11 protein-coding genes are annotated in these 13,140 nt (G+C 73.4%); 4 read left to right on the top strand and 7 right to left on the bottom strand.

The features are described 5' to 3' along the window. Positions 1–173: 173 nt before the first annotated feature. The 5 genes from OIE67_RS24280 to OIE67_RS24260 are packed head-to-tail and all read right to left on the bottom strand — an operon-like array spanning position 174 to position 7,220. A complete protein-coding gene (locus OIE67_RS24280) occupies positions 174–2,909 on the bottom strand; it encodes a sugar-binding protein (protein WP_326644059.1) in 2,736 nt (911 codons plus the stop codon). A 20-nt stretch (positions 2,910–2,929) separates the two neighbouring features. Beyond that, a complete protein-coding gene (locus OIE67_RS24275) occupies positions 2,930–3,730 on the bottom strand; it encodes a carbohydrate ABC transporter permease (protein ID WP_326644057.1) in 801 nt (266 codons plus the stop codon). Next, entirely contained in the window at positions 3,727–4,617 is an 891-nt protein-coding gene (locus OIE67_RS24270) for a carbohydrate ABC transporter permease (RefSeq protein WP_219911728.1), read from the bottom strand. Before OIE67_RS24270 ends, OIE67_RS24275 begins: the two co-directional genes overlap by 4 nt. A 2-nt stretch (positions 4,618–4,619) precedes the next feature. Continuing rightward, positions 4,620–6,002 (bottom strand): extracellular solute-binding protein, encoded by a 1,383-nt coding sequence (locus tag OIE67_RS24265; RefSeq protein WP_326644053.1) that lies wholly within the window; start codon positions 6,000–6,002, stop codon positions 4,620–4,622. Positions 6,003–6,005: 3 nt separating this feature from the next. Continuing rightward, the gene (locus tag OIE67_RS24260; protein ID WP_106237356.1) at positions 6,006–7,220 is read right to left on the bottom strand and encodes a carbohydrate kinase family protein; all 1,215 of its coding nucleotides are present in this window, start codon (positions 7,218–7,220) and stop codon (positions 6,006–6,008) included. Between the two features lie 131 nt (positions 7,221–7,351). Between OIE67_RS24260 and OIE67_RS24255 the strand changes: the two genes are divergently transcribed. Genes OIE67_RS24255 through OIE67_RS24245 form a run of 3 tightly spaced genes read left to right on the top strand, consistent with a single transcriptional unit; the run spans position 7,352 to position 10,510 of the window. Further along, positions 7,352–8,110, top strand: coding sequence for a DeoR/GlpR family DNA-binding transcription regulator (locus tag OIE67_RS24255; RefSeq protein WP_106237359.1), 759 nt, complete (start codon positions 7,352–7,354; stop codon positions 8,108–8,110). Positions 8,111–8,120: 10 nt separating this feature from the next. Continuing rightward, positions 8,121–9,458 (top strand): 6-phospho-beta-glucosidase, encoded by a 1,338-nt coding sequence (locus OIE67_RS24250; protein ID WP_326644050.1) that lies wholly within the window; start codon positions 8,121–8,123, stop codon positions 9,456–9,458. Then, positions 9,455–10,510, top strand: coding sequence for a hypothetical protein (locus tag OIE67_RS24245; protein WP_326644046.1), 1,056 nt, complete (start codon positions 9,455–9,457; stop codon positions 10,508–10,510). The genes OIE67_RS24250 and OIE67_RS24245 overlap by 4 nt, the downstream gene beginning before the upstream one ends. On the opposite strand, the gene OIE67_RS24240 is transcribed toward OIE67_RS24245, so the two are convergent. Both OIE67_RS24240 and OIE67_RS24235 read right to left on the bottom strand, forming a co-directional pair. Beyond that, positions 10,507–10,935: a type II toxin-antitoxin system PemK/MazF family toxin gene (locus OIE67_RS24240; RefSeq protein WP_326644044.1), complete on the bottom strand. Its 429-nt coding sequence runs from the start codon at positions 10,933–10,935 to the stop codon at positions 10,507–10,509. The two genes, OIE67_RS24245 and OIE67_RS24240, sit on opposite strands and share 4 nt — an antisense overlap. Positions 10,936–10,986: 51 nt before the next feature. Then, positions 10,987–12,069, bottom strand: coding sequence for an epoxide hydrolase family protein (locus tag OIE67_RS24235; protein WP_326644042.1), 1,083 nt, complete (start codon positions 12,067–12,069; stop codon positions 10,987–10,989). Between the two features lie 124 nt (positions 12,070–12,193). Between OIE67_RS24235 and OIE67_RS24230 the strand changes: the two genes are divergently transcribed. Next, complete coding sequence (locus OIE67_RS24230; protein WP_326645449.1) at positions 12,194–13,138, top strand: helix-turn-helix transcriptional regulator; 945 nt, start codon at positions 12,194–12,196, stop codon at positions 13,136–13,138. Positions 13,139–13,140: the final 2 nt, after the last annotated feature.

Below are 13,140 nucleotides of genomic sequence, written 5' to 3'. Positions count from 1 at the left end.
ACTAAGGTTCGTCACCCCTACGCCTACCCGGAGCGTAGTCGTTCAATCACTTTAAGTGACTGTCCGTTGGGGTCGGGGCGGTGATCGTGGTGCCTGCCGAGGGCCGCCCCACGATCACCGCCCACGATCAGCGGGACGTCGCGCTCACCGTACGCAAGCCCGGGACGTCGCGCTCACCGTACGGAGACCTGGGACGCCGCAGTACCGCCGCCGGACGCCTCCCAGCCGGCCACCACCGCCGCCCCCGGACCCAGCGCCCGGTCCAGCGGCACGGTCACGGTCGTGGTCCCCTTACGCGTCACGGTCACGACCCGGCTGCCCGCCGTGCCCCGCCCGTCGCGGGCGAACAGGTGCGCCTTGCCGCCGGCGGCGGCCCGCAGCGTCACCTTCACCCCGCCCGTCGTGCCCCCGCCCGTCGTACCCCTGGCCGCGACGACCTCGGCGCCGCGCGACGGCTTCGCCGCCGGGCCGCCGGCCAGCGGCAGGTGCACGCGGACCGCCTGCTCCAGCGACTGCGGTGAGTCGAGACTGGACAGCGCCGTGTCGGGGATCTCCGGGTCCGGCGGGGTCGTCGGCCGGTCGGCGGGCGGCTCGTAGCCGGGCAGGGACGCCACACCCCACCGGTACGGGTCGCCCTGCACCCCGCCCCACGTCGACCAGCCGATCCTGGTCTGGCCGGTCCTGTCCTGGGTGTCGGAGTCGTACACGAGGACGTTCAGCCCCAGATGATCGGGATCGACGGCGCCGGGCAGCGCCTCCATCGGGATGGACATCTCCACCGTGTACGCGCCGGCGGACACCTGGGAGGCCACCCGCATCCCGGGCGCCGTCTCCTCGCCCGGCCCCTGGCGGTTGTCGGCGTCGCGCAGGAAGCAGGGCGGGCCCTCGGCCGTGACCGGCAGCACCGCGGTCTTGAACGTGGTCGAGGTGTTCTCGGACGTGCCGCGCGGGTCGAGGGTGACCTCCACCGCGTCGGTACGCCAGTGCCGCTTGCAGTCGGAGGCCGCCAGCCGGGTGCCGAGCACGTCGTCCTTGACGTGCACCACCAGGTAGAGCGTGTCGTCGTGCCAGCCGATCTTCGCGGTGCCCGAGCAGTCGGCGGCCGAGGAGCAGGCCGTGCCCTCCCAGAGGCGGGAGATGTTCAGCGCGGCGCCCGCGTACTCGCCGTCGCCCTCCACGCCGTCCACGGCGGGGGCCGACGCGGCGCGCGGCACGGTGGCCGCCGGGACGAGTTCGAGCGCCGGGCGGCTGGTGGCGGTGCCGTCCTCGCTCGTGGTCGTGATCGTGTAGGCGTAGTCGCCGCCCTCGTTGGACGTCTTCAGCGCGGGGTCGGAGTTGGTGACGGTGAACGGCACGGTGGCCGACTGGCCGGCGGCCAGCCCGCTGTACGGGGCCTCGGCGCGGTCGGCGGTGAAGCCGGTGGGCAGGTCCAGGCGCACGGTGCCGGACCTGGTGGCGCCGCTGACGTTCGTGACCACCACGCCGATCTGCCTGCTGCCGCCGGACGGCAGCGTGAGCACGGGCGTGACCAGGCCGTCGAGTTGCGGCACGCCGACCTCGCCGGTCCACTCGCGGTACTGCGCCACCTGGGGGAGCGGCTGCTGCTCACCGCGTACGGACGGGCTGAGCTCGACCTGCCGGTCGGTGTAGCCGCCGCCCCGCTCCGTGGTGAGCGTGGCCGCGACGCGGGCCCGGCCGGGCTCCGCCTGCGCGGGCGGCGTCACCGTGAACGTGGCCGAGCCGCTCCGCCCGGCGCCGAGCCGGCCGAGGCCGCCGGAGCCGGTCACCTTCCACCCGGCGGGCACGCGCAGGGCCGCCGCCGAGCGGCCCAGCGGCTCACGGGGCGGCGCGGTGACACTCACCTCGACCTTGAACGGCGCGCCGGGCCGCACGTCGAACGCGCTGGTCCGCAGGCCGAATCGGGTGCCGAGCGGCGCCGTCCCGGCCGGCCTGGTCAGCGCGCCGTCGAGGACGGCCGTGGGCGACGCGGCGGCCGCCGTGCCCGGAGCGGGGAACGGCACCCGCGCGTCCACCTGGGTGAAGAAGTCGCAGCCGAGCTGCGCGGGATCCGCGGGCACGTCGGGGAAGCCGGCCCAGCCCTGGGAGGCGTACACCCGCTGGGCGTCGCGCTCGACGGCCGCCCACGTCTTGCCCCGCTCGGCCGAGGCGCGCCCGCTCCAGACCCCGAACACGTTCTGCGCCGGATAGGCGGGACGGAACGTCGCCGCGCAGTCCTGGCCGACGGCGGAGGTGCCGCGCGCCCCGCCGGTGAGCAGGCGGGCGGGCGCGAAGGGACGCAGCCCCTCGTCGCGGATCTGCTCGGGGAACGCCTTCGGATCGGCCGCCGCGTAGAACGCCTCGACGGCCAGCCGCGCGGCCTCCTGGTGGTTGCCGTGGTTGCCCGGCGTGGGGGCCGGGTCCATGGTGAGCATGATCTCGGGACGGGTCTGGCGGACGAGCCGGACCACCTTCGCCAGCGTGTCGCCGCCCCACACCTGGTCGGTGAGCGGCGCGCTGACTGTGTAGTAGAAGTCGACGTCGTCGAGGTTGAACACCTCTCCCACGCCCGCGTTCGCGACGGCCGTGCGCTCCTCGGACTCGCGCAGCAGGCCGAGCGCCGGGCCCTCCTCGGGGCCGACCGCGTTGCCGCCGCCCTCGCCCCTGGTGACGGTGACGACGCCGGCGCGGACGCCGTGCTCCTCCTTCCACTGGCCGAGCGTGGACAGGGTGAACGCCTCGTCGTCGGGGTGGGCGCCGACGAACAACGCGTCGAGATCGACCGGCTCCTTCGCAGCCGTACCAGTGAGAGGGGTGGCGAGGGAGGGGGTGGCGGGCAGGAGGGTGAGGGCGGCGACGGCGCCGAGCAGCGCCAGGCGACCCGCCGTCCGGGGCGGACCCGCGGCTCTCATGGACATCGGACCTCCGGGAGTTAGTCGCGGACCGCTCCTTGGAGCAGCCCGCGGACGAAGTGACGCTGGAGGAAGAGGTAGAAGACGACGACGGGCAGGGCCACGATGACCGATCCGGCCGCCAGCAGGGTGAACCCGGAGGTGTACTGGCCCTGGAAGAAGGCCAGCCCCAGCGGCGCCGTACGCAGCGACTCGCTCGTGACCATGATCAGCGGGATGAGGAACTCGTTCCACGTCCACATGAACACCAGCACGGTCAGCGTGACGACGGCGGGCCGGGCCGGCGGCAGCAGCACCTGCCACAGGATGCGCCAGCTCGACGCCCCGTCGATGCGGGCCGCCTCGACGATCGCCCGGTTCGAGGCCCGGAAGTAGGCCCGCATCCAGAACGTCCCGAACGCCACCGACATCGCGACCTGCGGCAGCGAGATCGACCAGAACGTGTCGATCAGCCCGAGCGAGCGCAGGTCGAAGTAGAGCGGCACCGCCACGGCCTCGCTCGGCATCATGATCCCGAGCATGAACAGGTAGAACAGCGCCGACTGGCCGCGGAAGCGCATCGTGCCGAACGCGTAGCCGCTCATGACGGACAGCACCACGCTCACCACCACGGTGAACGCCGACACGGCCAGGCTGGTGCGCAGGTAGGAGCCGAACCGGCCGATCTCCCAGGCCGCCGCGAAGTTCGCCAGCCCGGCCGTGCCGCCGCTGTCGGTGGGGCCGAGCGCGGCGGCCAGGATCACCACGACGGGATAGAGCGCGAACGCGGCGAACACCGACAGGATGACGTAGTTGGCCAGCCGCTCCCCGCGCGAGATCACGAGATCCTCCTGTCGGCGAAGCGGTTGATGGCGAACGAGATCACGAAGATGATCACGGTGAGGGTGACGCCGATGGCCGCCGCCGAGCCGACCTGGCCCAGGCCGAAGGCACGATGGTAGACCTCGTACGACGGCACCGAGGTGGACTCGCCGGGCCCGCCGCGGGTGGTGACGTACACCAGGTCGAAGGTGCGCAGCGCGGCGATCACCGTCAGCGTCAGCGCCACCGCGATCTCCCCGCGCACCGACGGCAGCGTGACCGCGAAGAACTCGCGGAGCGGGCCCGCGCCATCGAGCCGCGCCGCCTCGTACAGCTCCAGGGGGATGCGGCTCATCCCGGCCAGCAGCAGCACCGTCACCAGCCCGGTCTCGAACCAGGTGCCGACCACGCCGACCGCCGGCAGCGCGAACGTGTAGTCGCCCAGCCAGCCCCGCGTCAGCGAGTCCAGCCCGAGCGCGCCGAGCAGCCCGTTGAGCGAGCCGTCCGGCGCGTACACCCGCCGCCAGGCCACCGCCACCACGACCATGGCGATCACCTGCGGCAGGAACACGACCGTGCGGAAGAAGCCCAGCCCGCGCACCTTGGCGTGGTTGAGTATCGCGGCCAGCCCCAGCCCGATGACCAGCGGCACCCCCGCGTAGAACACCATGAGCACCAGGGCGTGGACGAAGGACGCCCGCAGCCCCTCGTCCGCGACGATCGCGAGGTAGTTGTCCAGCCCGGCCCAGGTGCCGAGGGACAGGCCGTCCCAGTCGTACAGGGAGATCTGCACGGCCCGGCCGATCGGGTACAGCAGGAAGGCCGCGTAGACGACGAAGGCGGGCAGCAGGTACAGGTAGGCGACGCGGCGGGGCTCTCCTGGCGGCCCGGCCATGATCCGGGCCATGCTCAGCCGTTGCTCTCGGCGAACGTCTTGTAGTCCTTCTCCAGGGTGTCGAGGAACTCCTGCGGCTTCGCCTTCCCGGCCAGCAGGTCCTGCAGCGCCGCGCCGAGCGTGTCGGCGAACGTCGGGGTGGCGTAGTCGAGGTAGGGCACGAGCCCGTTCTTCTCGGTGGCCGTGCCGAACGCGGTGAACACGTCCTGCTGCGGCCCCTCCTTCACCGTCTGCGCGCCGGTGTCGGCGACGGGCAGGTTGCCGGTCTCGGTGAGCACCTTCATGGCGTCGGCATTGGTGATGAAGTCGATGTACGCCGCCGCCGCGTCGGGGTGCGGGCTCTTGGCGGTGATCGCGAACGGCAGGCCCGTGCCCCCGGTCGCCACCGGCGCGGCGTCGGCCGTGGCGCCGGGCGGCAGCATGAAGCCCAGGTCGTCGCCCAGCGCCTTCTCCAGGTCGGCCAGCAGCCACGTGCCCGCGATCAGGAAGACGCCCTGCCCCTTGCCGAAGGCCTGCCAGGCCGCGTCATAGCCCTGCCCGTTGAAGCCCTTGGCGAAGTAGCCGTCGTTCACCCATGTCACCAGCTGCTCGGCGGCCTTGGTGTTCTCCGGCGTGTTCCACGAGGCGCCCTTGCGGCCGAACGCGAGCGTGCCGATCTGCTCCGCCGGGACATTGCGGCCCTGCACCGTGCCGAACACGTGCACGGCCGGCCACTTGTCCAGGTTGCCGAACTGCATCGGCACCTCGCCGCCCGCCTTCGCCTTGGCCAGCGCGGCCTCGAACTCGGCCCACGCCTTCGGCGGCTCCAGGCCGAGCTTGGTCAGCTTGCTCTTGTTGTAGAACAGGCCGACGACCTCGCCTACCTGCGGCAGGCCGTACAGGTTGCCCTCGCCGAACAGCTTGCCGTCGGCGCTGTAGCGCGAGTAACGCAGCACCGAGTCGGGGTAGCGGCTCTTCCATCCGTACGCCTCGGCGTAGGGGTCCAGCGCGAGCAGCTGCCCGGCCTTGACGAACGCGCCCATGGACGAGCGGCCGTTGTTGGCCTCGACCACGTCGGGCGGCTCGTTGCCGCTCAGCGCCAGCCGCAGCGTGGTGTTGAGGTCGTCGAACGAGCGGGAGGTGCGCTTGAGCTTGATGTTGGGGTATTTCGCCTGGAAAGCCTTGTTGAGCTGCTCCATCTGGGCCGCCTGGCCGCCGCGCACCTCCTGGTCCCACACGTTCAGGGTGACCTCGCCGAGGGAGGCGGGATCGGTGCGCACCGCCGACGCGCTCGCCTGCGGGGTGGCGGCGGGCGGCGGTGCCGAGGAGCCGGGGGCGCAGCCGGCCAGGGCGAGCGCGCCGGCGGCCAGCAGGACGAGGGTCCTGGATCCGCGCGGCTGTCGCTTCGGGGCGATCATCAGTTACTCCTTCTGCGCAGGTACGCGAGGCGTGTCCGGGTCCTCGCCCTCGGGCGGGGAGTGCGGCTCGTCGGGCCGCTTCCCGGAAGCGGGGGATGTCATGCCCACGTCGGCGTACCGGGCGATGGTGGCGACCGCGCGGCGTACCGCTCCGACCGGGACCGTGGGCACCAGCCGGTCGAGGAAGGCGTAGCGGCGGGCCAGCGAGCTGCCGTAGGCGCCGCTGTGATCGGCCGCCGCGCGCACCTCGTGCCACCAGTCGGCGATGTCGCCCCAGCCGGGCGCGGCCAGCGAGCCGCCGAACTGCTGCACCGCCAGGGCCGCGCACACCTCCGCGAAGGCCAGCCGGTCGTCCAGCGGCCAGTGGCACAGCGTGCCGAGCACGAAGCCGGCCCCGAAGACGTCTCCCGCGCCCGTCGGGTCGAGCGCCGTCACCCGCGGCGCGGGCACGAACGCCTCCTCGCCCGTCGTCGAGTCGATCGCCATCGCGCCGTTGGCCCCGTCGGTCACCACGGCCAGCGGCACCTTGTCGGCGATGGCGTAGAGCGCGTCGCGCGGCGTCTCGGTGCCGGTGTAGGCCATCGCCTCGGTCGCGTTCGGCATGAAGGCGTGGCAGACGCCGAGCTGGTCCAGCAGCGAGCGGGGCCACGCGCCCGACGGGTCCCAGCCGACGTCGGCGAAGATGAGCGCGCCCTCGCGGTGGGCCAGCTCCGCCCAGTTGCAGGCGGCGTCCGGATCGCCCAGGGGCTCCTCGGGCGACAGCGTCACGATCACGGCCCTGGACGGCGGCGGCTTGCCGATCATCTCGTTGGCCGGCATGGGGGCCGGATGGCCGTGCGTGACCATGCTGCGGTCGCGGTGCACCGCCATCGAGACCGTCACCGGCGAGTGCCAGTGCTCGAAGCGCTGCGACCGGGACAGGTCGACCGACTCCTGCTGCTCCAGCGTGCGCCAGCAGAAGTCGCCGTAGTCGTCGTCGCCGAACGCCGCCGCCAGCGACGTGCGCAGCCCCAGCCGGCTGGTCGCGATGGCCAGGTTGGCGATGCCGCCGGGGCAGGAGCCCATGCCCTCGGCCCAGATCTCCGTGCCGGCCGCGGGCATGGCGGGCAGGCCGGTGAAGATGATGTCGAGGAAGACGGTTCCGGCCAGGAAGACGTCGAACTGCGGGCCCTCCGGGGTCCGTTCGCCGGCGAGAGGGTCGTACGCCTGGACAGACACGGGATCAGGTCCTCCTCGACACGCGGGATGTGCGCAATCTTGCACGTTTGCTCGCACACTTCAAGTGTTTCGGGCGACCGATTGGCGCAAGATGCTTACTTATGCGCGAATTTGACTGATACACTCCCGGCGTGCTCCAGCGCCTCAGGCATGCCGAGATCATGCGCCGCGTCCGCAGCTCGGGCGCCTCCAGTGTGCGCGATCTCGCGAGCCAGCTCGGGGTGAGCCCGTCCACCATCCGCAGGGACCTCGAGGTGCTCGACCGCGACGGCACCCTGCGCCGCGTTCGCGGCGGCGCCCTGGCCGGCGTCGACGCCGACGCCGACCGGCCCTTCGCCGAGGTGGCGGCCACCGACGAGCAGGACAAGGAGGCCGTGGCCGCCCGCGCCGCCGAGCTCGTCGGCGACGGCGACGTGGTGCTGCTCGACATCGGCACCACCACCATGTGCCTGGCCCGGCGGCTGCGCGGGCGCCGCGTCACCGTGGTGACCTCCAGCCTCGCCGTCCTCGACGTGCTGCGCTCCGACCCCGAGGTCGAGCTGCTGCTGCTCGGCGGCATGATCCGGCGGCCCTACCACTCGCTGGTCGGGGTGCTGACCGAGGCCGCGCTGAGCCAGGTCGTCGCCGACCGCGTCTTCCTCGGCGCCAGCGGCGTACGCCCCGACGGGCAGCTCGTCGACACCACCCTGGCCGAGGTGCCGCTCAAACGCGCCATGATCGCCGCGGCCGGGCAGGTGGTGCTGCTCGTGGACCGCCACAAGTTCCCCGGCACCGGCGCGCTGCGCGTGTGCGGGCCCGAGGACGTGGACATGATCGTCACGAACACGGGCGCCGACGAGAGCACGCTGCGCGCCTGCGCGGCCGCCGGCGCCGAAGTGCTGCTCACATGAAGGGGTGAGGATGAGACTGGCCGTTCTCGGCGGCGGGGGCTTCAGGGTCCCGCTGGTGTACGGCGCGCTCCTGCGCGACACCGCCAAACCGCGCGTGGAGGAGGTGGTGCTCTACGACGTCTCGGAGGAGCGGCTGGCGGCCATCTCCCACGTGCTGAGCGGCCTGGCGGCCGGACACGACGACCCGCCCCGCGTCCGCGTGACCACCGACCTCGACACCGCGCTGCGCGACGCCACGTTCGTCTTCTCCGCCATCCGGGTCGGCGGCCTGGCCGGCCGCACCGCAGACGAGCGGGTCGCCCTCGACCTCGGCCTGGTCGGCCAGGAGACCACCGGAGCGGGCGGCGTCTCCTACGGCCTGCGCACCGTGCCGGTCGCCGTGCGCGTCGCCGAACGGGTGGCCGCGCTCGCGCCCCGGGCCTGGGTGATCAACTTCACCAACCCGGCCGGCATCGTCACCGAGGCCATGCGCCGCGTGCTCGGCGACCGGGTGATCGGCATCTGCGACTCCCCGGTCGGGCTGATCCGGCGGGCCGCCGCCGCGCTCGGCCTCGACCCCGCCCGCGTGTCGCCCGACTACGTGGGGCTCAACCACCTCGGCTGGCTGCGCGGCCTGCACCACGAGGGGCGCGACGTGCTGCCCGGTCTGCTCGCCGACGACGCCGCGCTGCGCCGGGTGGAGGAGGCGCGCCTGTTCGGCACCGAGTGGGTGCGGGTGCTGGCGGCGCTGCCGAACGAGTACCTGTACTACTACTACCTGACCAGGGAGGCCGTGGCCGCGAGCGCCGGGCGCACCCGGGGTGAGGAACTGCTGGGCCAGCAGGACCGCTTCTACGCCGCCGTACGCGAGCGGCCGGACGACGCGCCCGCCGCGTGGGCGCGGGCGCGCAGGGAGCGGGACGAGTCGTACATGGCCGACGCCCGCGGCGTCACCGACGCCGGGGAACGCGACGCCGCCGACCTGGAGGCGGGCGGCTACGAGGGCATCGCGCTCGCCCTCATGGCCGCCATCGCCCGCGGCGAGCCCGCCACCATGATCCTCAACGTGCGCAACGGCTCCGCCGTGCCGGGACTGCCCGAGGACGGGGTCGTCGAGGTCCCGTGCGCGGTCGACGGCTCGGGCGTGCGCGCCCTGGCCACCCGGCCGCTGCCCGGCCGCTTCCTGGGGCTGACGCAGCAGGTCAAGGCGGTCGAGCAGACGGTCATCGAGGCCGCGCTGACCGGCTCGGCCCGGCTGGCGGCGGCGGCGTTCGCCATGCATCCGCTGGTGGACTCGACGAGCACGGCGGAGCGGCTGCTGGACGGCTACCGCGCCCGCATCCCGGAGCTGGCGGCCGTCTTCCCGTGACGACGCCGCCGAGCGCGGGCGCCGGCCGCGCGCTGATCCTCGGGGTGGCGGCGAGCGCCGGCCTGACCGCCCTCATCTGGGTGCTCGGCAGCCGGCTGCAGGGCATCGAGTTACGGCCCGACCAGGGCGCCTCCTGGTACTACTGGAAGCTGCCCGACCCCACCCTCTGGACCCGCCTGTCGGCCTGGACCGGCTACGCGGCCCACCAGATCGCGTTCTGGTGGCTGATCCATCACGCGCAGACGCGGGTCCGCCGCTACACCGGCGGCCTGCACCGGGTCAACGTGGTGGCGCTGGCCGTCAACGCCGGTTTCGTCGCCCTGCACGTCCTGCAGACGCATCTGTTCTACGACGGTCTCGCTCAGGACGTGTCGATCTACAGCTCGCAGGGCTCGGTGGTGCTGCTGCTGGTGGTCGTGCTGCTCATGGAGAACCGGCGGCGCGGCCTCTTCCTCGGCCGGCCCGCCCCCATCGGCCGGGCCGTCGTGGGCTTCGCCCGCCGCTACCACGGGTACCTGTTCAGCTGGGCGGCCGTCTACACCTTCTGGTACCACCCGGCGGAGGGCACCTCCGGCCACCTGATCGGCTTCTTCTACATGTTCCTGCTGCTGGTGCAGGGCTCGCTCTTCCTCACCAGGGCGCACACCCGCCGCTGGTGGACCTTCACCCTGGAGGGGCTGGTGGCCGTGCACGGCACGCTGGTCGCCGTCATGACCTCGGGGCCGGACGGCGCGTGGCCGATGTTCCTGTTCGGCTTCCTCGGGGTGTTCGTGCTCACCCAGATGCACGGCCTCGGCCTGCCTGTGCCCGTCCGCTGGGGCCTGGCCGCGCTGTACGCGGGGGCGGTGCTGCTCGTGTACGGGCTGCGCGGCGACCTCGGCGCGGCCGTGGCCGAGCCGGTCAGGATCCCGGCCATCGAGTACGTCCTGGTCGGTGTGCTGGCCGTGCTGATCTGGCTGGGCCTGCGCACCGCCGCCCTGATCCGCCGGCCCGCCCCGCCGTCCCCTTCCGCCCCCGGCCGTACGGACGGGGGCGGTACGACGGCCGGCTAGCGCGCGCCCCAGCCGTGGGTCTTCATGAGCCGGGCCGCCACCCTGGCGAAGCGCTCGCCGTCGAGGATCGCGCCCTCGCGCCTGATGTCGTCCTCGTCGAGCACGAAGACCCGGTCCAGCCGGACGTAGGAGATCCGGTCGTCGCGGCCCCACTCGCCCAGCTCCAGCCAGTCGTCACCGTCGTCGCCCTTGCTGGACAGCATCATGCCCAGCAGCCGCCGGCCCGTGCGGCCCACGATCAGCAGCGGCCGGTCCTTGCCCCTGGCCGGGTCCTCCTCGTACGGCACCCACGCCCAGACGATCTCCCCGGGGTCGGCCATGCCGTCGAGGTCGGGGGAGTAGGCCAGCGTCGCGGGCCCGTGCAGGGAATGGATCTCGCGTACCGCGCCCCGGGCCGGCCGGGGGTCCTCACCTAGATCACGCATTGGGGGAGCTTACGGCGCGAGCCCGGCGGAAATCCACCCGGCCCCCTCGCGTCACGGCCGCAGGCCGAGGAAGAACTCCCTGACGTCCTCGATGAACAGGTCGGGGGCCTGGAGGGCGGCGTAGTGACCGCCGCGCGGATACTCCGACCAGCGCACCACGTGGTGCACCCGGTCGGCGTAGCGCCGCACGGTCGTGTCGCCGGGGAAGAGCGCGAAGGCGGTGGGCGTCGGGTCGGGCGCCGCCGGGGGCGCCCAGTCGGGGGCGCTCTCCCGGTACAGGCGGCCGGCCGAGCCCGCCGTGCCGGTGAACCAGTAGAGCGAGATGTTCGTGAGCATGTCGTCGGGCGTGAGCCCGCCCGCGTCCCGGCCCCAGGAGGCGAACGCGTCCAGGTTCCAGGCGAGCTGCCCGGCGGGGGAGTCGGCCAGGGCGTAGGCGAGGGTCTGCGGCCTGGTGCCCTGGATGACGGCGTACCCGTTGACCTCCTTCCACCGCTCGACGCCGGCGGCGCGCTCCCGCTCCTCCTCCGTCAGGCCCGACAGGTCGTCGTCGGGGAACGCGGTCACGGAGGCGTTCAGATGCACTCCGGTCACCCGGCCAGGGGCGGCTCTGGAGACGGCGGCCGAGATCAGCGAGCCGAAGTCGCCGCCCTGCACGCCGAAGCGGCCGTACCCGAGCCGGTCCATCAGCGTGATCCAGGCGGCGGCGATCCGCCGCACGCCCCAGCCCGGCTCGCGGGTGGGCCCTGAGCAGGCGAAGCCGGGGATGGACGGGACGATCACGTGGAAGTCGCGGGAGAGCGGCCCGGCCACGCGGGAGAAGTCGGCGAACGAGCTGGGCCAGCCGTGGGTCAGCAGCAGCGGCGGCGCGTCCTCGCGGGCGGAGCGCAGGTGCGCGAAGTGCACGAGCTGACCGTCGATCACGGTCGTGTACTGCGGCAGCTCGTTCAGCCGCGCCTCGTGCTCCCGCCAGTCGTAGCCGTCCTCCCAGTACGCGGCCAGCTCCCGCACCGCCTCCGGCGGCACCCCGTACGACCAGCCCGTCCCGTCGAGCGCGTCCGGCCGGCGCGTCCTGGCCAGCCGGTCGCGCAGATCGTCGAGGCAGTCCTGGGAGATGTCGATGACGAATGTGTCCATGCCCGGCACGTTAGGCGGCATCGCGGTCAGTTCCAGGCCGCGATGGCAGGCTCGCGACGGAAGGCGCCGTGACGGCCGGCATCGCGGTCAGTTCCTGGCCGCGATGGCGGGCACAATGGCCGGTGTGCTGGACACCTCGGCCAGGCTGCTGCGCCTGCTCTCCCTGTTGCAGACCCGGCGCGACTGGGCCGGCGCCGATCTGGCGCGGCGGCTCGGCGTCGCGCCCAGGACGCTGCGCCGCGACGTCGGACGGCTGCGCGAGCTCGGCTACCCGGTGCACTCCACACCGGGCGCCGCCGGCGGCTACCGGCTGGGCGCGGGCGCGGAGCTGCCGCCACTGCTGCTCGACGACGAGGAGGCCGTCGCCGTGGCGCTCGGGCTGCGCACGGCCGCGAACGGCACCGTGACCGGCATCGAGGAGACCTCGCTGCGGGCGCTGGCCAAGCTGGAGCAGGTCCTGCCCGCCCGCCTGCGCACGCGGGTCGGCACGCTGCAGGCCCACACCGTGCGCATCAACCGGGCCGGCCCCACCGTGGACGCCGACGTGCTCACCCACGTCACCGCCGCCTGCCGCGACCGCGAGCAGCTGCGCTTCGACTACACCACCTACGACGGCGAGACGGCGCAGCGGCGGGCCGAGCCGCACAGCCTCGTCAGCGTGGGCCACCGCTGGTATCTCGTCGCCTGGGACGTCGACCGCCGTGACTGGCGCACGTTCCGGGCCGACCGGATCCGGCTGCGCACCCCCAACGGTCCCCGCTTCGCCCCGCGCGAGCCGCCCGCGCCCGACGTCGCCGCCTGGCTGCACGACCGGCTGGCCCACGGGATGTGGCCGATCGAGGGGCGGTTCCTGCTGCACGCGCCGGCCGAGCGGATGGCCGGCCGCACCCAGGGCGTGGTGCAGCCCGCGGGCCCGGACCGCTGCGTGCTCACGCTGCGCGGCGACGACCCGCACCTGATGGCCGTCGTCGTGGCCTTCCTCGACGTCGACTTCGAGGTGATCGAGCCGGTCGAGCTGAGAGATCACCTCCAGGCGCTCGGCCGGCGGCTGCTCTCCTCTAGAATCTGATT

Source organism: Nonomuraea fuscirosea (assembly GCF_035917475.1).
Taxonomy (GTDB): Bacteria; Actinomycetota; Actinomycetes; order Streptosporangiales; family Streptosporangiaceae; genus Nonomuraea; species Nonomuraea fuscirosea.
This window is presented reverse-complemented; position numbering and strand designations above follow the sequence as displayed.

What these genes read in the sequence shown, in the direction of transcription:
- OIE67_RS24280 (WP_326644059.1), bottom strand. Translation starts at nt 2,909, where the DNA reads ATGAGAGCCGCGGGTCCGCCCCGGACGGCGGGTCGCCTGGCGCTGCTC.
- OIE67_RS24270 (WP_219911728.1), bottom strand. Translation starts at nt 4,617, where the DNA reads ATGGCCCGGATCATGGCCGGGCCGCCAGGAGAGCCCCGCCGCGTCGCC.
- OIE67_RS24265 (WP_326644053.1), bottom strand. Translation starts at nt 6,002, where the DNA reads ATGATCGCCCCGAAGCGACAGCCGCGCGGATCCAGGACCCTCGTCCTG.
- OIE67_RS24250 (WP_326644050.1), top strand. Translation starts at nt 8,121, where the DNA reads ATGAGACTGGCCGTTCTCGGCGGCGGGGGCTTCAGGGTCCCGCTGGTG.
- OIE67_RS24240 (WP_326644044.1), bottom strand. Translation starts at nt 10,935, where the DNA reads ATGCGTGATCTAGGTGAGGACCCCCGGCCGGCCCGGGGCGCGGTACGC.
- OIE67_RS24235 (WP_326644042.1), bottom strand. Translation starts at nt 12,069, where the DNA reads ATGGACACATTCGTCATCGACATCTCCCAGGACTGCCTCGACGATCTG.